The sequence below is a fragment of the Acidovorax lacteus genome (genome assembly GCF_039540375.1).
Classification (GTDB): domain Bacteria; phylum Pseudomonadota; class Gammaproteobacteria; order Burkholderiales; family Burkholderiaceae_C; genus Acidovorax_G; species Acidovorax_G lacteus.
The window spans coordinates 1-16,843 of record NZ_BAABEX010000027.1; the positions used below are offsets into that span (position 1 = coordinate 1).

The following is a 16,843-nucleotide window of genomic DNA, read 5'->3' on the forward strand; positions in this document are numbered from 1 at the left end:
CGCTCGGATTCGCCGATCTGCTCGTAGCTTTTCTTGTTGATCATGATGGCCTCATTCTGGAAGGTGTTGCACTTCAGATTTGAGGGCGCCAAGCACGAGCCCCCCCTAGCGCTGAACGCTTCCGAGGTGGGCTGATCGTTCATTCGGGCCGATGGCATACCGCTTCGATGTTGTTGCCTTCGGGGTCGATGACGAATGCGCCGTAGTAGTGCGCGTGGTAGTCGGGCCGCAGCCCAGGTGCGCCGTTGTCGCGGCCGCCCGCGGCCAAAGCGGCAGCGTAGAAGGCGTCCACCTCTGCGCGTGTCTGCGCCCGCCAGGCGAGGTGGCAACCTGTGGTGGCGGCTGGCCCACCGTAGGGCGACGGCCCGTCAATGAACCACACATCGGCCTTCTGGCCGTCCGGCTCGGACGCGTCGGGGTAGGCAAAACCGAGGATGTTTGCACCGTACTGGCCCTCAAAAATGAGGCGGTAACCCAGTGGCGCGAGCGCGGCGCTGTAGAAGGCTTTGGCACGGGCGATGTCGGTGACGCGGAAGGTCATGTGGTCGAGCATGGGGGCTCCTTGTGGGAATGGTCTGCCAGGGCGGCGGCGACAAACTGTATATCTATACAGTATTGCTGGCAAGCTCCCGCGGGTGCGGTCTGCCCGCGGCGTGTACCGTGCCCGCCGCACCACCACGGCCAGCGGTCATCGGCATTTCAGCTGTGCGGGTGTTCTTTGGCCAGGCCCTCTGCCCGGCCCGCCGGGGCGCCGGTGCCACAGCCCGATGGCCGACGTGCAGCCGCCCTGGTGCATCACCCGGGGCGACCGTTGCGACACAGGCATGGCTGCTACCAACAGCCAGGTCGAAAATGGCCGGTTGTGCTTGCCTTATAAGCACGAGCCGCTATTAAATCAGGAGCATCGCTCGCCAAGCGGCCGACTCAGCGCACCAGTGCCTTGGCCTCATACGCGCACCAGCCGGGCCGAGGGCTCTTGGTCTGGGGATGCAGGCGGCAGGTATCGGGGCGCAGCGCATACACCGTGCAGCGTCGCGTGCTGGCGTCCAGAAAGTGGCAGTCGCCGCTGGCGCGGCGTGCGATGGTGAACAGCCCGTGCTTGTGGTTGAAGTGGTCAATCAGCCCGGCCTTTTGCAGCCGCTTGGCGATGCGGCGCGGCTCCTCGTGCTCGGCTTCGAAGGCGTCCACCAGCTGCAGGCGCACCAGGTCGGGCAGGCGCACTTCCAGCGGCATGGTGCAGCAGTTGGCGGTGCAGCTGTCGCACAGGCCGGGGCGCCAGCGGCTCCAGGTGTCCAGACGGTCAACGTCCACGAGGCGGATCCGAGCTTTCATCGGGTGCGGGGGCGTGCCGGTATGGGGTTCAGGCCAGTTGCTGGCGCATCCGGGCGGCGCGGTCTTTGGGAGCCGGATGGGTGGACAGGAAACTGCTGGATGCGTCGCCCGACAGCGCAGCCAGCTTCTCCAGGGCCGTGACGCAGGCCTGGGCGTTGTACTTCTTGGCCTTCATGAACTTCAGCGCGTAGTCGTCGGCTTCGCGTTCGTTGGACTGCGAGTGCTGTGCGTTGATGACCTTCTCGAACAGGTCGCCCAGTTCCGTGCTGGCCAGCGCGCCCGCCCGGGTGTTCGACGACTGCACCCCTTTGCGCAGCGCGCTCGTGCGCAGGGCCGCCTGCATGCGCGACTTGGAGTGGCCGGCCTTCACATGCCCAATCTCATGGCCGATCACATAGCGCACTTCATCGTCGCTGAACTGGTCCATCAGGCCGGAATAGACCCGGATCGTGCCGTTGGCCATGGCAAACGCGTTGATCTGGGGGGTGACGTAAACCTTGAAGTTCAGGCGCAGTCCGTCATGGGTCTGCAGGCCCGCCACCATCTTGGACAGCCGCTTGGCGTAGGCATTGCTGGCGGGGGCCACCGTGCTTTGGCTGTCCATCTGCTCGGCCACCTGGTCAAAGTACTTCTTCAGCTCTTCGTCCGTGATCGACTCTGCCTTGACGAGGTCTTGGCCCGCTTCGAGGGCTTTGCCAAAGTTGAACTGCGCCCACACGGGGCTGACAGCGCTGATGCCGGAGGCCAGGGTGGCAAGGGTCATCAGGTCGCGACGGTTCATGGTGTGTCTCTCCGGTGAAGGGTTGGGGGCAATGGGCGGCCGGCGGCCGGTCAGCGCGCACTGTAGCCAGCGGACGCCGTGGGCATGGCGCGAGAGGAACCGGCGGTGCGGAAAACTTCACGAACGGACGCCGGGGCTGCGCACCAGACACCCACGCTGCGGCGGCCGTGCAACATATGGGTTTGCCGCAGGGTGCGGAATGGCTCAACAATGCCGACCCGGCTGCCTGGGCCCGCGGGCCTGGCACGGAACCGGATGCCATTTCCCTTTGGACGAACACGATGCACTTCCTGCGGCACTTGTTGTGGCACTTTGGCAGGCCGTTGACGGTCTGGGCCCTGGGCACCCTGGCCTGGGGGGGGCTGTCGCTGCCCGCCCAGGCGCAGGAAGAGTCTGTGCTCAAGCGCGCCACGGCCTTGCGCGCCAGCCCCAGCGATGGCGCCGCCAGTGTGGCCGAGCTGGCCCAGAGCGTTGCGGTCACGCGCACCGGCAAGCGCCAGGGCGCATGGCTGGAGGTGCGAACGCCGGCGGGCGCCACCGGCTGGCTACACCTCTTTGACATCGGTACAGCCACCCGTGAGAGTGCGGCGACCAGCAGCCTGCGTGCCGTGGGCGGCCTCGTGGGCGGACCCAGCGGGCCCGTGGGCATTGCCACCAGCACCGCGGGCATCCGCGGCCTGGGCGAAGGCGACGTCGCGCGTGCCACCGGGGCGGGCCGCACCGGTGCGGCACACACCGATGTGTTGCGCCACCTTGACGAAGCCCACACTGCCGCCGACGAAGCCCGGGCCTTTGCGCAGGCCGCGGCCCTGCACGTGCGCGCTGTCGAGTCCCTGCCGGGGGGGCCAGTGGCGACCGCTGCGTCGGGCAGCGCCGCAGCCGGGGCGTCAGCAGGCGCCACTGTGGGCGCAGACCCCGGGACGCTGCTCCAATCGGTTGACGCCATCACCGAGGCCCAGGAGGTGGCACTGGGGCGGCAGATGGCGGCCCAACTCCTGGCGGGCCGTCCGATGGACCCCACACCCGGCCTGCAGCGTTATGTGAACCAGCTGGGCCGCTGGCTCAGTCTGCAGTCCGCGCGCCCCGGCCTGCCCTGGGCGTTTGTTGTGATTGACGAGTCCGAGTTTCTGGCGTTCAGCCTGCCCGGAGGCGTGGTGGCCGTCACCCGCGGCTTGATCGATCGGTGTGCGGACGAGGCCGAGCTGGCCGGCTTGCTCGCGCACGAGATCGCCCACGGGGTGAACCGCCACCATCTGCAAGCGCTGCAGCGGGCGTTGCAGGGCGCGGGGGGCACTGCCACCTGGGCGGCCCTGACGCGGCACGTCTATCTTGTGGGCGCCGGGGCAGAGGCGGAATACGCGGCCGATCGCGAGGCCGTCTTGATTGCCGCGCGCGCAGGGCTGGACCCCTTGGGCCTGGTGTCTGCGCTGGTACAGGTCAATGCGCTGGGCGACAGCGATCTGCCCTACGCCGATGCCCACCCGGCCAGCCGCTTGCGGCTGGACCAGTTGGAGCGCGCCCTGGGCAAACGACTGGACGCGTGGGCAGATGCCACACCGGCCGCAACCATCGACCAGCGGCTGGCGGCCCCGGTACCGCGCAGGCGCTGAGCCGAAAGTCCCCGCAAGGCCCTGTGCGCCGCCCCCGGTGGCGGCCACATCCGGCCACTTGCCCCACAATGAGAGCCCTACGCGCTCGCAGGCCCGCCGGGTCTGGCCGTCGCGGCCTCCGCCATGACCGCTGCTCCCTTTCCGCACCAAGAGACCGACCGGCTCCAGGCCTTGCATGCGCTGCAACTGCTGGACACCGCCCCCGAGCCTGCGTTCGATGCACTCACGCGCCTGGCCGCATCGGTGCTGCAGGTGCCGATTGCGGCGGTGTCGCTGGTGGACTTGCACCGCCAGTGGTTCAAGTCGCAACTGGGGCTGGACGTTTCCGAAACGCCGCGCGACGCCGCCTTCTGTGCGCATGCCATTTTGGGCGACGGCCCGCTGGTGATCTCGGACGCACAGCAAGACCCGCGTTTTGCCGACAACCCGTTGGTGACCGGGGCGCCGCACATCCGCGCGTATGCAGGCGTGCCGCTGCGCACCAGCGACGGCATGGCGATCGGCACCCTCTGCGCCATCGACCGCCGTCCGCGCCAGTTCTCGCCCGAGCAGCTGCAGCAGCTGCGCGACCTGGCGGTACTGGCCACGCGAGAAGTGCAGTCCCGCGAGCAGGCGGGCCGTGCGCGAGCCGTCGCCGTGCATTCGCAGCAGAAGGCCGATGCACAGGAGCAGCTGTACCAGACCACCTTCGACCTGGCCGGTGTGGGCATCGCCCATGTGGGCATGGACGGCCGTTGCCTGCGCCTGAACCCCAAGTTCTGCGAGATCCTGGGCCGCAGCGCCAACGAGCTGCGCAGCCTGCGCTTTCAAGATCTTTCACATCCGGACGACGTCGCGCTCGACCAAGGTCATCTGCGCGAGCTGATGGCCGGTCATGGTTCCTCGTACACCCTGGAGAAGCGCTACTTGCGCCCCGACGGAGGCCTGGTGTGGGCGCAGCTCACGGTCACACTCGTGCGCGATGGATTGGGGGTGCCGCAGTACTTTTTGTCACTGGTGCAGGACATCACCCAGCGCCGCTCTGCCGAGGATGCTCTGCGCAGCCTGCGACACCAGCTGGAGCAGCGCGTGCAGGAGCGCACCGATGAGCTGCGACGCGCCAACACGGGTCTGGCCGAGACCATCCGGCAACTGCAGGCGTCTGAGCAGGCCCTGCACGAAAGCCGCGCGGACCTGCAGGCCGTGCTCACGCATGCGCACGACGCTTACATCTGCGTGGATCTGCAGGGTCTGGTGGTGGAATGGAACCGCCAGGCCGAGCGCCTGTTTGGCTTCACGCGCAGCGAGGCGATTGGCCGCAGCCTGGACGCGCTCATCATCCCGCCTGCCATGCGCGGCGCGCACCAGCGTGGCATGGAGCGCATGGCCCGCACGGGCGTAGCGCGTGTGCTGGATCAACGCCTGGAGCTGCCCGCGCTGCGCCGCGATGGCAGCACTTTTGCGTGCGAACTCACCATCACGCAGCTGTCTTCGCACCAGCACGGGCACCTGTACGCCGCCTTCTTGCAAGACATTACCGAGCGCAAGCGCACCGCCGCTGCGCTGGCGCAGCAGAACGAGGCCCTGGCGCGCCTGAACCACGAACAGCAGCTGATGCTCGACAACGAAGTGGTGGGCATTGTGCGCACCCGCGATCGCACGGTGCTGTGGGCCAACCGTGCCTTCGAGCGCATGATGGGCTATGGGTCTGGCGAGCTGGTGGGCACCGACACCCGGCTGAGCTACGCCGACGACGACACCTACGAACGCGTGGGCCGCGAGGCCTACGCCGCGCTCGAAGGCGGTGGCAGCTACCGCACCGAGGTCGAGATGGTGCGCAAGGACGGCGAGCGTCTGTGGGTGGACGTGGGCGGCAGCCGTCTCGTGCCGGGCGGCGGCGAAGCGCTGTGGATGGTGCTGGACATCACCGCCCGCAAGGACTACCAGCGCCGCATGGAACTGCTGGCGTTCCGCGACCCACTCACGGGTCTGCCCAACCGCGTGCTGCTGCTGGACCGCCTGGAGCGCGCGTTGGCGGCAGCACAGCGCCATGGCACGCGCGTGGCGGTGTGCTTTGCCGACCTGGACGGCTTCAAGTCGGTAAACGACCGGCATGGCCACGCAGCGGGCGACGAAGTGCTGACCTGCGTGGCCCGTCGCCTGATGGCCACCGTGCGCGATTCCGACACCGTGGCCCGGCTCGGCGGCGACGAGTTTGTGGTGCTGCTCGTCCATATCGCGCAACCCGACGACGCACAGCCGGTGCTGCAGCGCGCGCAGGCCCTCATCAGCGCCCCCATCGTGCTGACCGACGGTGCCATCGTCAAAGTGGGCGCGAGTTTTGGAGTGGCCTACGCGCCCGACGACTCGGCCGACCCCGCCGAGCTGCTGGCCGCCGCCGACCGGGCCATGTACGCCCGCAAGCGCCAGCGCTGAGCCTTGTCCGCTGCCATTGTTGCGACCACCGAGCCCCATGCCCGAAACCACTTTTCACATTCCTGCGATGCAGACCCAGGCCGACGCCGATGCCGTGATGTTCGAGCTGCAAGACCTGCCCTGCGTGAGCATCGCCGATGTGGACTTGCCCGCCCGCACGGCCTGGGTGCAGCACACAGCCATGATCGCCCCCGAAGACATTGCGGCCGCACTGGCCGAGGCGGGCTACGACGCCGTGCCCACAGACGGCTGAGGCTGCGCGTCCGGCGCGTCCTGCGCTCAGGGCGGCGTGGCTTCGAGCCGGTAGCCCAGCCCCCGTACGGTGTGGATCAGCGGCACCGTGTGGCCCTCATCGATCTTGCTGCGCAGGCGGCGGATGTACACGTCCACCACGTTGGTCAGTGGGTCTTCGCTGTGGCCCCACACGCTGGCCAGAATGCGCTCGCGGCTGAACAGGCGGCCGGGCGCGCTCATCAGCAGCTCCAGCAGTGCCAGCTCGCGGGCCGTGAGCGCCAGGGGCTGGCCTGCGCGGCTGGCGCGCATGCGCTCGCGGTCCAGCTCTAGGTCCGCCACCTGCAGGCGCACGGCACGACCCGGCTGCAGCGGCCGGGCACGGCGTGCCAGCGCTTCCAGCCGCGCGAGCAGCTCCTCAAACTCGAAGGGCTTGCACAGGTAATCGTCTGCGCCCATGCGCAGGCCGCTGACGCGGTCTTCCAGCGTGCTCAAGGCCGTGAGCATGAGGATGGGCAGGGCTACGCCCGCCGCGCGCAGCGTTTGGCAGATCTCCATGCCGTTCATGCCGGGCAGCATGAGGTCGAGCACCACCACCGTAGGCGGGTCACCCGGCTGCGCCTGGCGTGCCGCATCCTGCACCATGGCCAGGCCCTCGGTGCCGTGGGCCGCACGCTGCACCTGGTGCCCTTCGGCGCGCAGGCCGCGCAGCAGAAAGTCGGCAATGCGCGGGTCGTCTTCGATCAGCAGAATGTTCATGGGAAGGAAAGGCGGTTCATGTCCGACCCGGGGCTGCGGGGTCTTCGTTGGGCAGATCACGCGCGAGCGGCAAGCTCAGCACGGCGCAGGTGCCTCCGGCGGGGCTGGCCTCGCCGGCCGGTGCGGGGCTGATCAGGACCAGCGTGCCGCCATGTGCCTGTGCCAGTGCGCGGGCAATCGGCAGCCCCAGGCCGCTGCCGCTGGCCCGGTGGCGTCGCGCTGCCGCGCCGCGGAAGTGCCGCTCGAACACCTGCGGCAGTTCATCGGGCGCAATGCCGATGCCCTCGTCCTGCACGCGCAGCTCCACCATGCGGCCCGCTGTGTCGGGCTGCACGCTCCAGTGCACGATGCCCCCCGGGTGCGAATAGCGCACCGCGTTGTCCAGCAGCAGCAACAGCAGTTGCGCCAGGCGCTGCGGGTCGGCGTCCACCTGCAGGCCGTCCGCCCCCGGGCCCTGTGCCACCAGGTGCACCTGGCTGGCCGCTGCCAGGGCCGTGGCTTGGCGCAGGGCGTCGTCCAGCGGCTGCTGCAGCGGTATGCGCTCGCGCACCAGGCTCAGTGTGTCCAGGTCGCTGCGGGCCATGGCGAGCAAATCGTCGATCACAGAGCCCAGCTGGCGCGAGGTGTCCACAATGCGGCGCAGCGCGTCGCGGTATTCGGTGGCCGGGCGGTCCGGGCCGCGCAGTGTGACTTCGGCCTCGCCGCGGATCGCCGTGGTGGGCGTGCGCAGCTCGTGGCTGATGTCGGCCAGCAACTGGCGGCGGCGCAGGTCGGTGCGCTGCAGCGACTCGTTGGCGCGGTGTAGGTCTTCGGTGCGTTCGCGCACCTGCGCTTCCAGTAGGTGGCGCTGTGCGGCCTCGCGCTGGCGGTGCTGTTCCAGCTCTTCGGCCATGGCGTCCATGCTGCGGCCCACATCGGCAAACTCATCGCGCCCGGGCAGTGCGATGCGGTGCTGCAACTGCCCAGCGCGCAGCGCCTGCGCACCGCCCACCAGCGCATCCAGCGGGCGGCGCAGCGCGCGTCCGAAGTAGACCGTGGCCCCCAGTGCCGCCAGAGCCAGCGCCAGGGCCATGCCGATCCACAGCAGTTGCATGCGGGCCAGCGACGTATCGGCCGCCGCGCGCTCGCGCGCCATGGCGGAGTGCTCGCGCGCAATGCTTTGTGCAATCAGCGGGCGCAGCTCGCGCCCTTCGGCGCGTTCAAACACATCGGCCAGCGCATCCCAGGCCTCGCCCGCCTGCGCATCGGGCGACAGCGGTGGGGCTTCGCGGATCGCGTGGCCCAGGGTGTTCACGCTGTGGCGCAACACCTGCAGCGCCTCCGTCCGCGCTTCGTGTTCGCTGCGGTCGGCTGCGTCCAGGCCTGCCGCGGTGGCGGCTTGCGCCAGCGCCAGCAGCTCATCGAGCAGGGTGCGCATGCGCAGCTCCAGCGCATCGCGCTCGGCCAGGTCGCCGCCCGCGCCGATCTGGTGCTGCGTGAGCCACGAGCGCAGCCGTTGCTTGGTGGCGGACAGCTCCACAAAGCGCTGCAGGATGTCGCTGGCAATCCGCCCGCGCACCACCTGGCGCTCGGCCTCGCGCAGCGCCCACACGGCGCCCAGGCCCTGCAGCACCACGCAGGCGGCCAGCACGATCAAGACCCAGCTCAGGCGACGGCGGAACATGGCCTGCATTGTCGGCCCACCGCGCGTGGCGGTGGCTTTGTCATCTGGCGTTCATCTGCGCGTCAGGCCGTGCTCATGCGGGTGTCAATCCCTGTTCAAGCGCCCCGCGTCCAATCGTGCGGTGTGCCAGCGGTGGCAGCCACAGCACCGCCGCCAGGTGCGCGTCGTCTATTCCAACAGAAGGAGAAATCGCATGACCAACAAGCCCCGAGTCCTCATCCCCGTTGCGCTGGCCCTGGCATCGCTGGGCAGCGCCGCATCGGCCACCGTGGTCAACCAGGCCATCTCCGAAGCCGAAGTGCTGCAGGCGCAGAAGGCGTGGTGCAAGGCCCTGGTGGACATCAGCCAGACCCATGCCACCAGCGGCCAAGCCGCCGCCAAGGCCCTGGCCGAGAAGGTGATCGACGGTGCTTACGGCTACCAGATGGGTGCCGTGCTGTTCAAGCCCACCCTCACCGTGGCGCCCCAGACCTTCCGCACCACCCGTGCGGGCGCGCTGGCCTATTTTGTGGGCGGTGACGCCGCCTTCCCCAAGGACACGGGTTTTGCCCTCAAGGGCTGGACGCAGTGCGAATCCAAGAACGCCGCTGTGTTCATCTCGGGCGACTCGGCCACCACCATGGGCAATGTGATGATCACCGACAAGAGCGGCAAGGTCACCACCGTGGACAAGACCTGGAAGTTCGTGAAGGACGACGCAGGCAAGCTGCGCATCGTGGTGCACCACTCGTCGCTGCCGTACACGGCGAGTTGAGGGGGCACAGGGCAGGCGCTTGCGGCCTGCTCAGCCAGCGCACACAGGTGTGAACAGGGCCTTGGGTTTTCCCTTCCCCCTGGCGATGGCCCATTTCCGCCGCGGGCTGGGGTTCGTGGCACTTGATGCACGGGAGTGGCCGCGGAGGTGGTCGTACACCGAGAGGTCTTGCGGGGTTCGTTCGAAGCGCTGCGTCTCACAAAGCAAAAGGGCCAGCAAGGTTGCCTTGCTGGCCCTTTGTGTTGAAGCGAGCCCTAGGGCTTCTCAGTGGTCGCCATGAGATCCAAATGCGGCATCTCCGCGTGTGATGGTGAAAACTCCCTCACACATCGATGTTGCCTGCGCGCAGCGCATTCGTCTCGATAAAGTCCCGCCGCGGCTCCACCTCATCCCCCATGAGCATCGTAAACACGCGGTCGGCCTCGATGGCGTCTTCGATCTGCACGCGCAGCAGGCGGCGCACGGTGGGGTCCATGGTGGTTTCCCACAGCTGTTCAGGGTTCATTTCGCCCAGGCCCTTGTAGCGCTGGCGGGCGGTGGTGCGTTCGGCTTCGCTGATGAGCCAGGCCATGGCCTGGCGGAAGTCGGCCACCTTTTCCTCCTTGGCCTTCTCGCCTTCGCCGCGCACGGCCTTGGCGCCTTCGGACAGCAGGCCGCGGAAGGTGTTGGCGGCTTCGGCCAGGGCGGCGTAGTCGGCGCCGTGCACGAAGTCCTGCGTGATGATGCTGCTCTTGATGTTGCCGTGGTGGCGGCGGCTGATGCGCAGGATGGGCTTGTCGGTGCGGGCGTCGAATTCACCGGCCACTTCGGCCGGGATGCCGGTGGTGCTGATCTCGCGCAGCTTGGCCTGCAGTTGCACGGCACTGGCTTCGGCGTCCTGCACGGTGTCGAGGTTCAGGCTCACGCCGTCGGCAATGGCGCGCAGGGCTTCCTGGTCCATGAAGGCCGACAGGCGCGCGATGACGTTTTCGGCCACCTGGTGCTTGCGCGCGAGGTCGGCCAGGGTGTCGCCGGCCAGCACCTGCGGGGCGCTGCCGCCGGTGTGCACGGCGGCGTCTTTCAAGGCCACGCGCAGCAGGAAGCCGTCGAGCGCGGCGGCGTCCTTCAGGTACAGCTCTTCCTTGCCGTTCTTGACCTTGTACAGCGGCGGCTGGGCGATGTAGATGTGGCCGCGCTCGACCAGCTCGGGCATCTGGCGGTAGAAGAAGGTCAGCAGCAGGGTGCGGATGTGCGCGCCGTCCACGTCGGCGTCGGTCATGATGATGATGCGGTGGTAGCGCAGCTTGGCCACGTCGAAGTCGTCGGCCCCGCTCTTGCCCGATTCGACGGCGGCCTTGCCGATGCCGGTGCCCAGGGCGGTGATGAGCGTGACGATTTCGTTGCTGGTGAGCAGCTTTTCGTAGCGCGCTTTTTCCACGTTCAGGATCTTGCCGCGCAGCGGCAGGATGGCCTGGAACTTGCGGTCACGCCCTTGCTTGGCCGAGCCTCCGGCGGAGTCGCCCTCGACGATGTAGATCTCGCACAGCGCCGGGTCTTTTTCCTGGCAATCGGCCAGCTTGCCGGGCAGGCCCATGCCGTCGAGCACGCCCTTGCGGCGGGTCATTTCGCGGGCCTTGCGCGCGGCTTCGCGGGCGCGGGCGGCTTCCACGATCTTGCCGCAGATGATTTTGGCGTCGTTGGGGCGTTCTTCCAGGTAGTCGGTCAGCGCCTTGGCCACGATGTCTTCGACCGGCGCGCGCACTTCGCTGGAGACGAGCTTGTCCTTGGTCTGGCTGCTGAACTTGGGCTCGGGCACCTTCACGCTCAGCACACAGCACAGGCCTTCGCGCATGTCGTCGCCGCTGACTTCGACCTTGGCCTTCTTGGCCAGCTCGTTGCTTTCGATGTACTTGCCGATCACGCGCGTCATGGCGGCGCGCAGCCCGGTGATGTGGGTGCCGCCGTCGCGCTGCGGGATGTTGTTGGTGAAGCAGAGTACGGATTCGTTGAAGCCGTCGTTCCACTGCATGGCCACTTCCACGCCGATTTCGGTGCCCGGAATGCCGCCGTAGGTGTCGGCCGGGCGGCTGCCCGTGGCGTGGAAGGCCGTGGGGTGCAGCACCTTTTTGTTGGCGTTGATGAAATCGACAAAGCCCTTGACGCCACCAGCGCCCGAGAAGTCGTCTTCCTTGCCGCTGCGCTCGTCCTTGAGGCGGATGCGCACGCCGTTGTTCAGGAACGAGAGCTCGCGCAGGCGCTTGGCCAGGATTTCGTAGTGGAACTCGCTGTTCTGCTGGAAGATTTCGGTGTCGGGCAGAAAGTGCACCTCGGTGCCGCGCTTTTCGGTGGGGCCGGTCACCTTCATGGGGCTGACTTCGAAGCCGTCCACCGTCTCGATCAGGCGGTGCTGCACCGCGCCCTTGGCAAATTCGAGCTGGTGCACCTTGCCTTCGCGGCGCACCGTCAGTCGCAGCCATTTGGACAGGGCGTTCACGCAGCTCACGCCCACGCCGTGCAGGCCGCCCGACACCTTGTAGCTGTTCTGGTTGAACTTGCCGCCGGCGTGCAGTTCGGTCAGCGCGATCTCGGCCGCGCTGCGCTTGGGCTCGTGCTTGTCGTCCATCTTCACCCCCGTGGGGATGCCGCGGCCGTTGTCGGTGACGGAAATCGAGTTGTCGGTGTGGATGGTCACCACGATGTCGTCGCAGTGGCCGGCCAGGGCTTCGTCGATGGAGTTGTCGACCACCTCGAACACCAGGTGGTGCAGGCCCGTGCCGTCGGACGTGTCGCCGATGTACATGCCCGGGCGCTTGCGCACCGCCTCCAGGCCTTCCAGGATCTGGATCGCGCCTTCGCCGTAGCCTTCCGAGGCGCCGGGCTGGTGGGCGTCGATCTTGGGTTGCGCGCTTTCGCCGGCACCGGGGGTGGTGGGTTCTTCGGGCAGCGTGTGGTCAGCAGCGGTCATGGCAAGGCCTTGGGGTCGGTGGGGCCGGTGGGCTCCACGGGGGGCGATCCGGTGGATCGGTCCGTCAAAAACAGAATCTGAAGAAATTGGCTGCTCGTGCTTATTAATCAAGCACGAGCAGCTATGAAAATCATAGCGCTCGGCGGGCGGGGCGATCAGATGCGCATGGGCATCACGACGTACTTGAAGCGGTCGTTGTCGGGGATGGTCAGCAGCGCCGAGCTGTTGCCGTCCGACAGCTCGATCTTCACCATGTCCTGGTCCATGTTGGCCAGCGCGTCGATGAGGTAGGTGACGTTGAAGCCGATCTCGATGGTGTCGCCACCGTAGTCGATGTCGAGCTCGTCCACGGCCTCTTCCTGCTCGGCGTTGTTGGCGGCCACGCGCAGGGTGCCGGGCTCCAGGTTCAGGCGCACGCCCTTGAACTTGTCGCTGGTCATGATGGCCGTGCGCTGCAGGCTGGCCAGCAGCGGGGCGCGGCCCAGGATCAGGCTGTTCTTGTGGTTGCGCGGGATCACGCGGTTGTAGTCGGGGAACTTGCCCTCGACCAGCTTGGTGACGAACTCCATGCCGCCGAAGGTGAACTTGGCCTGGTTGTTCGCAAATTGCATCTCGATGTGCGGCTGGTTCTCGCCGCCGGCGTCCGACAGCAGGCGCTGCAGCTCGATCACCGTCTTGCGCGGCAGGATGACTTCCTGCTTGGGCACTTCCACGTCCAGCGTGGCGCTGGCAAAGGCCAGGCGGTGGCCGTCGGTAGCCACCAGGCTCAGCGTGTTGCCCTCGGCCACGAACAGGATGCCGTTGAGGTAGTAGCGGATGTCCTGCACCGCCATGGCAAACGAGACTTGCGACAGCAGGCCCTTGAGCACCTTCTGCGGCACGCTGAACACCGGGCCGAACGAGGCCGACTCCTGCACCAGCGGGAAGTCTTCGGCCGGCAGGCTGGTGAGCGTGAAGCGGCTCTTGCCGCCCTTGAGCATGAGTTTGGCCTGCTGGGTCTCCAGGCTCACCGTCTGGTCGGCGGGCATGGTGCGCAGGATGTCGATGAGCTTGCGCGCGCCGATGGTGGTGGTGAAGTCGCCCGTGTCGCCGCCCAGTTCGGCCGTGGTGCGGATCTGGATCTCCAGGTCGCTGGTCGTGAACTGCAGCGCATTGCCCGTCTTGCGGATCAGCACGTTGGCCAGGATGGGCAGCGTGTGGCGGCGCTCCACGATGCCTGCCACCGATTGCAGCACGGCGAGCACTTTGTCTTGTGTGGCCTTCAGGACGATCATCTCAACAACCTCTTGTGGTGATGGGTTTGGTGCGCAGACAGCGGCCTGCTGGGCCCTGCCTCCCCCGGGGTGCACAGCCTGCCATTTTGCCCGCTCGGCGGGGCGCTTTCGCCCCGGTGGCGGCGGCCCGGCAGGGGGATGTGCCAACCAGCGTGCCCGGCAGTCGCATGGCTAGCCCTTGAGGGTCTGCTCCAGCACATGCAGCTGCTGGTTCAGCTCGGTGAGTTGCTGGCGTTCGGCCGCAATCTTGCGCACCGCGTGCAGCACGGTGGTGTGGTCGCGCCCGCCGAACAGCTCGCCGATCTCGGGCAGGCTTTTCTGCGTGAGCTCCTTGGCCAGGTACATCGCAATCTGGCGCGGCCGCGCAATGCTGGCCGGGCGCTTCTTGCTGTACATGTCGGCCACCTTGATCTTGTAGTAGTCGGCCACCGTTTTCTGGATGTTCTCCACGCTGATCTGCCGGTTCTGGATCGACAGCAGGTCGCGCAGCGCCTCGCGCGCGAGCTGGATGGAGATTTCCTTCTGGTTGAAGCGGCTGTACGCCAGGATCTTGCGCAGAGCGCCCTCGAGCTCGCGCACGTTGGAGCGCACGTTCTTGGCCACGAAAAACGCCACTTCCTCGGGCATTTCGGCTGCTTCCACCCGCGCCTTGTTGATCAGGATGGCCACGCGCATTTCGAGCTCGGGCGGCTCGATCGCCACCGTCAGGCCCGAATCGAAGCGCGACACCAGCCGCTCGTGGATGTTGGCCAGGCCCTTCGGATAGGTGTCCGAAGTCATGACGATGTGGCTCTTTTTGGCCAGCAGCGCCTCGAACGCGTTGAAGAATTCTTCCTGCGTGCGGTCTTTGTTGGCAAAGAACTGCACATCGTCGATCAGCAGCAGATCCAGGTTGTGATAACGCGCCTTGAATTCGTCGAACGTGCGCCGCTGGTAGGCCTTAACCACATCCGAAACGAACTGCTCGGCGTGGATGTAGAGAACATTGGCGTCGGGCTTGTCCTGCAGCAGCCGGTTGCCCACGGCGTGTACCAGGTGGGTCTTGCCCAGGCCCACCCCGCCGTAGATGAACAGCGGGTTGTACAGGTGCCCGGGCGAGCCCGCCACGTGCATGGCCGCAGAGCGCGCCATGCGGTTGGCCGTGCCCTCCACCAGCGTCTCGAACGTGAGCGCCGGATTGAGCCGGTTGCGAAAGCCGCTCACGGCTGGGGCGTCGGCCGGCGGGGCGGCCTCGGGCGCGGCGCTGGCCACCGGGGCCGGCTCGGCCGCAACCGGGCGCACATACGTGCGGGCAACGCTTTCCCGCTGAGCAAGCGCTAACTCCAAGGTCACGGGTTGGCCGTAGATGGATTCGAGCAGCGCCGCAATCCGGCCCGCGTACTGCGCGCGGATCCAGTCGAGCTTGAAGCGGTTGCCCACGAGCAGCGTGAGCTTGGAGAAGTCCGGAGCGACCTGGGCCACCAGGGGCTTGATCCAGGTGTTGAACTGCGTCTCCGGAAGGTCCTGTGCCAGCTGCTCCACGCAGGCTTGCCACAGGGCCTGGCCCGCATCGGCATCGGTGTCGTCAGCGGGCCGGCGGGAGAGTTCCTCGGTCATTGCAAAGCGATTCTTGTTGTGGATAGGAGGAACGAAGCCTGGCCGCGGATTGTAGCTTGTCAAAAAGTTATCCACAATTTGCGGCAGGCCCTGGCGTGGCATGCGCGCGGCACGGTGTGATGGCTGTGCTGGGCAGTGTCGCGTGCGGCAGCGGTATGCCGGTGTGCCTTATGCCGTTGCGCCCTCGGCGCGGGCGGCAAACCGTGTGGCGCCGCCCTGCGGGCGACCGCAAGGTCTCCGGTCGTGATGTGGTCGCCGGTCGGTGTCTGAGGGCGCATCCTCCAGCGCCGGGCGCGCATCCTAACCCCGGACAATTGCCAGTTCAAGCGAAGGCTGCGATAATTTCTGGTTCCCTGAAAAGCGTTCAGGGCAATCTGAACCGGCAAGTTGCGTTTCGCACTTGCTTCGCAACCCGGGCCGTGACGTCCGCCATGCCCCGGTTGCAGCGTACCCGTGCGGGGTTCAGCCTCAGCAGCGGACCCGACTGAACCTCCAAGGAATCTCATCATGAAACGTACTTACCAGCCTTCCAAGACCCGCCGCGCCCGCACCCACGGCTTCCTCGTGCGCATGAAGACCCGCGGCGGCCGTGCCGTGATCAACGCACGCCGCGCCAAGGGCCGCAAGCGCCTGGCTGTCTGAGGCCGTTCCCGGTCCGCGACCTGCTCTGGCCCATGCCGACAGGTCTCCGTCGGGGCGCTTGCATGCAACGGCTCAAGACCCGCGCGCAATTCCAGGCCGTCATGGGGGGGCAAACCGTCTCCCGCACTGCGCACTTTGCGCTGCACCGCCTGGATCTGTCCGCATCAGTCGCCGCTGTCGACAGCGTTCCTCCCCTCTCAGGGCCCGATGGCTCGCCTTCAAGGCGGGCGTCGCAGGCCCTGTTTGGCGTGGACGATGTGTGGCTCGGGGCGGTGGTGCCCAAGCGCTGGGCGCGCCGCGCGGTTACGCGCAACGCCATCAAGCGCCAGATCTACACCGTGGGCGCTGGTTTTGAGGCGCAATTGCCCGGGGCAGCACACGTGGTGCGGCTGCGCAGCGGGTTTGATCGCAAGGTGTTCGTGAGTGCCGTGTCCGACCCGCTGCGCCGCGCGGTGCGCGACGAGCTGCTGCAGCTTTTCGGCGGTGCGGTCCGCCGCGTAGGCCGCACCGTCCAGCCGGTGGTGGCTGTGTCTGCCCAGGAGGCAGCACCATGATGCGCGCACTGTTGATAGGCATCGTGCGGGCGTACCGCCTTCTGTTGAGTCCCTGGCTGGGCTCTGCCTGCCGGTTTGAGCCCACCTGCTCGGTCTATTCGCTGCAAGCCCTCGAGCGGCATGGTGCCGCGGCGGGCAGCTACCTCACGCTGCGTCGTCTCGCGCGCTGTCATCCGTGGTGCGACGGTGGCCTTGACCCCGTGCCCGACGAACTCCCGCGCGGTCTGGGGTTGTTTTCGCGGCTGGTACCGTCCTGCCCCCCACCCTCTTCCTCCAAGAAGTAGTCTT

The 16,843-nt window shown here is 67.4% G+C and carries 15 protein-coding genes; 7 read left to right on the top strand and 8 right to left on the bottom strand.

What is annotated here, in order from left to right:
- Positions 1 to 139: 139 nt before the first annotated feature.
- The 3 genes from ABD866_RS11945 to ABD866_RS11955 form a co-directional block, all read right to left on the bottom strand.
- Entirely contained in the window at positions 140 to 553 is a 414-nt protein-coding gene (locus ABD866_RS11945; protein ID WP_345065210.1) for a VOC family protein, read from the bottom strand.
- A gap of 371 nt (positions 554 to 924) precedes the next feature.
- Positions 925 to 1,332, bottom strand: coding sequence for a YkgJ family cysteine cluster protein (locus ABD866_RS11950; RefSeq protein WP_345065214.1), 408 nt, complete (start codon positions 1,330 to 1,332; stop codon positions 925 to 927).
- Positions 1,333 to 1,360: 28 nt separating this feature from the next.
- Positions 1,361 to 2,113: a M48 family metallopeptidase gene (locus ABD866_RS11955; protein ID WP_345065220.1), complete on the bottom strand. Its 753-nt coding sequence runs from the start codon at positions 2,111 to 2,113 to the stop codon at positions 1,361 to 1,363.
- 281 nt (positions 2,114 to 2,394) lie between these two features.
- On the opposite strand from ABD866_RS11955, the gene ABD866_RS11960 reads away from it, so the two are divergent.
- The 3 genes from ABD866_RS11960 to ABD866_RS11970 all read left to right on the top strand — a co-directional run bounded on the left by ABD866_RS11960 (position 2,395) and on the right by ABD866_RS11970 (position 6,391).
- Positions 2,395 to 3,723, top strand: a complete 1,329-nt coding sequence (locus ABD866_RS11960; protein ID WP_345065223.1) for a M48 family metalloprotease — start codon at positions 2,395 to 2,397, stop codon at positions 3,721 to 3,723.
- 123 nt (positions 3,724 to 3,846) lie between these two features.
- Complete coding sequence (locus ABD866_RS11965) at positions 3,847 to 6,138, top strand: sensor domain-containing diguanylate cyclase (RefSeq protein WP_345065226.1); 2,292 nt, start codon at positions 3,847 to 3,849, stop codon at positions 6,136 to 6,138.
- A 37-nt stretch (positions 6,139 to 6,175) separates the two neighbouring features.
- Positions 6,176 to 6,391 (top strand): heavy-metal-associated domain-containing protein, encoded by a 216-nt coding sequence (locus ABD866_RS11970; RefSeq protein WP_345065229.1) that lies wholly within the window; start codon positions 6,176 to 6,178, stop codon positions 6,389 to 6,391.
- A 26-nt stretch (positions 6,392 to 6,417) separates the two neighbouring features.
- On the opposite strand, the gene ABD866_RS11975 is transcribed toward ABD866_RS11970, so the two are convergent.
- Positions 6,418 to 7,128, bottom strand: coding sequence for a response regulator transcription factor (locus ABD866_RS11975; RefSeq protein WP_345065232.1), 711 nt, complete (start codon positions 7,126 to 7,128; stop codon positions 6,418 to 6,420).
- Between the two features lie 16 nt (positions 7,129 to 7,144).
- Positions 7,145 to 8,791 carry a sensor histidine kinase gene (locus ABD866_RS11980; RefSeq protein WP_345065235.1) on the bottom strand — a complete coding sequence of 549 codons (1,647 nt, stop codon included), beginning with the start codon at positions 8,789 to 8,791 and terminating at the stop codon, positions 7,145 to 7,147.
- Between the two features lie 193 nt (positions 8,792 to 8,984).
- Between ABD866_RS11980 and ABD866_RS11985 the strand changes: the two genes are divergently transcribed.
- The gene (locus ABD866_RS11985) at positions 8,985 to 9,545 is read left to right on the top strand and encodes a hypothetical protein (protein WP_345065238.1); all 561 of its coding nucleotides are present in this window, start codon (positions 8,985 to 8,987) and stop codon (positions 9,543 to 9,545) included.
- A 322-nt stretch (positions 9,546 to 9,867) separates the two neighbouring features.
- Here ABD866_RS11985 and gyrB read toward each other — a convergent pair whose 3' ends face one another.
- The 3 genes from gyrB to dnaA all read right to left on the bottom strand — a co-directional run bounded on the left by gyrB (position 9,868) and on the right by dnaA (position 15,359).
- Positions 9,868 to 12,489, bottom strand: a complete 2,622-nt coding sequence (gene gyrB, locus ABD866_RS11990; RefSeq protein ID WP_345065241.1) for a DNA topoisomerase (ATP-hydrolyzing) subunit B — start codon at positions 12,487 to 12,489, stop codon at positions 9,868 to 9,870.
- Between the two features lie 155 nt (positions 12,490 to 12,644).
- The gene (gene dnaN / locus ABD866_RS11995) at positions 12,645 to 13,763 is read right to left on the bottom strand and encodes a DNA polymerase III subunit beta (RefSeq protein WP_345065244.1); all 1,119 of its coding nucleotides are present in this window, start codon (positions 13,761 to 13,763) and stop codon (positions 12,645 to 12,647) included.
- A gap of 171 nt (positions 13,764 to 13,934) precedes the next feature.
- The gene (gene dnaA, locus ABD866_RS12000) at positions 13,935 to 15,359 is read right to left on the bottom strand and encodes a chromosomal replication initiator protein DnaA (RefSeq protein WP_345065247.1); all 1,425 of its coding nucleotides are present in this window, start codon (positions 15,357 to 15,359) and stop codon (positions 13,935 to 13,937) included.
- 507 nt (positions 15,360 to 15,866) lie between these two features.
- Here dnaA and rpmH point away from each other — a divergent pair.
- The 3 genes from rpmH to yidD all read left to right on the top strand — a co-directional run bounded on the left by rpmH (position 15,867) and on the right by yidD (position 16,839).
- The gene (gene rpmH / locus ABD866_RS12005) at positions 15,867 to 16,001 is read left to right on the top strand and encodes a 50S ribosomal protein L34 (RefSeq protein ID WP_005798102.1); all 135 of its coding nucleotides are present in this window, start codon (positions 15,867 to 15,869) and stop codon (positions 15,999 to 16,001) included.
- Positions 16,002 to 16,063: 62 nt separating this feature from the next.
- A complete protein-coding gene (locus tag ABD866_RS12010; RefSeq protein WP_345065251.1) occupies positions 16,064 to 16,555 on the top strand; it encodes a ribonuclease P protein component in 492 nt (163 codons plus the stop codon).
- Positions 16,552 to 16,839, top strand: a complete 288-nt coding sequence (yidD, locus tag ABD866_RS12015) for a membrane protein insertion efficiency factor YidD (protein WP_345065254.1) — start codon at positions 16,552 to 16,554, stop codon at positions 16,837 to 16,839. The genes ABD866_RS12010 and yidD overlap by 4 nt, the downstream gene beginning before the upstream one ends.
- Positions 16,840 to 16,843: the final 4 nt, after the last annotated feature.

Bases quoted from the DNA above. Each gene is read 5' to 3' on its own strand.
- ABD866_RS11945 (WP_345065210.1), bottom strand. From the start codon at position 553: ATGCTCGACCACATGACCTTCCGCGTCACCGACATCGCCCGTGCCAAA.
- ABD866_RS11950 (WP_345065214.1), bottom strand. From the start codon at position 1,332: ATGAAAGCTCGGATCCGCCTCGTGGACGTTGACCGTCTGGACACCTGG.
- ABD866_RS11955 (WP_345065220.1), bottom strand. From the start codon at position 2,113: ATGAACCGTCGCGACCTGATGACCCTTGCCACCCTGGCCTCCGGCATC.
- ABD866_RS11960 (WP_345065223.1), top strand. From the start codon at position 2,395: ATGCACTTCCTGCGGCACTTGTTGTGGCACTTTGGCAGGCCGTTGACG.
- ABD866_RS11965 (WP_345065226.1), top strand. From the start codon at position 3,847: ATGACCGCTGCTCCCTTTCCGCACCAAGAGACCGACCGGCTCCAGGCC.
- ABD866_RS11970 (WP_345065229.1), top strand. From the start codon at position 6,176: ATGCCCGAAACCACTTTTCACATTCCTGCGATGCAGACCCAGGCCGAC.
- ABD866_RS11975 (WP_345065232.1), bottom strand. From the start codon at position 7,128: ATGAACATTCTGCTGATCGAAGACGACCCGCGCATTGCCGACTTTCTG.
- ABD866_RS11980 (WP_345065235.1), bottom strand. From the start codon at position 8,791: ATGTTCCGCCGTCGCCTGAGCTGGGTCTTGATCGTGCTGGCCGCCTGC.
- ABD866_RS11985 (WP_345065238.1), top strand. From the start codon at position 8,985: ATGACCAACAAGCCCCGAGTCCTCATCCCCGTTGCGCTGGCCCTGGCA.
- gyrB (WP_345065241.1), bottom strand. From the start codon at position 12,489: ATGACCGCTGCTGACCACACGCTGCCCGAAGAACCCACCACCCCCGGT.
- dnaN (WP_345065244.1), bottom strand. From the start codon at position 13,763: ATGATCGTCCTGAAGGCCACACAAGACAAAGTGCTCGCCGTGCTGCAA.
- dnaA (WP_345065247.1), bottom strand. From the start codon at position 15,359: ATGACCGAGGAACTCTCCCGCCGGCCCGCTGACGACACCGATGCCGAT.
- rpmH (WP_005798102.1), top strand. From the start codon at position 15,867: ATGAAACGTACTTACCAGCCTTCCAAGACCCGCCGCGCCCGCACCCAC.
- ABD866_RS12010 (WP_345065251.1), top strand. From the start codon at position 16,064: ATGCAACGGCTCAAGACCCGCGCGCAATTCCAGGCCGTCATGGGGGGG.
- yidD (WP_345065254.1), top strand. From the start codon at position 16,552: ATGATGCGCGCACTGTTGATAGGCATCGTGCGGGCGTACCGCCTTCTG.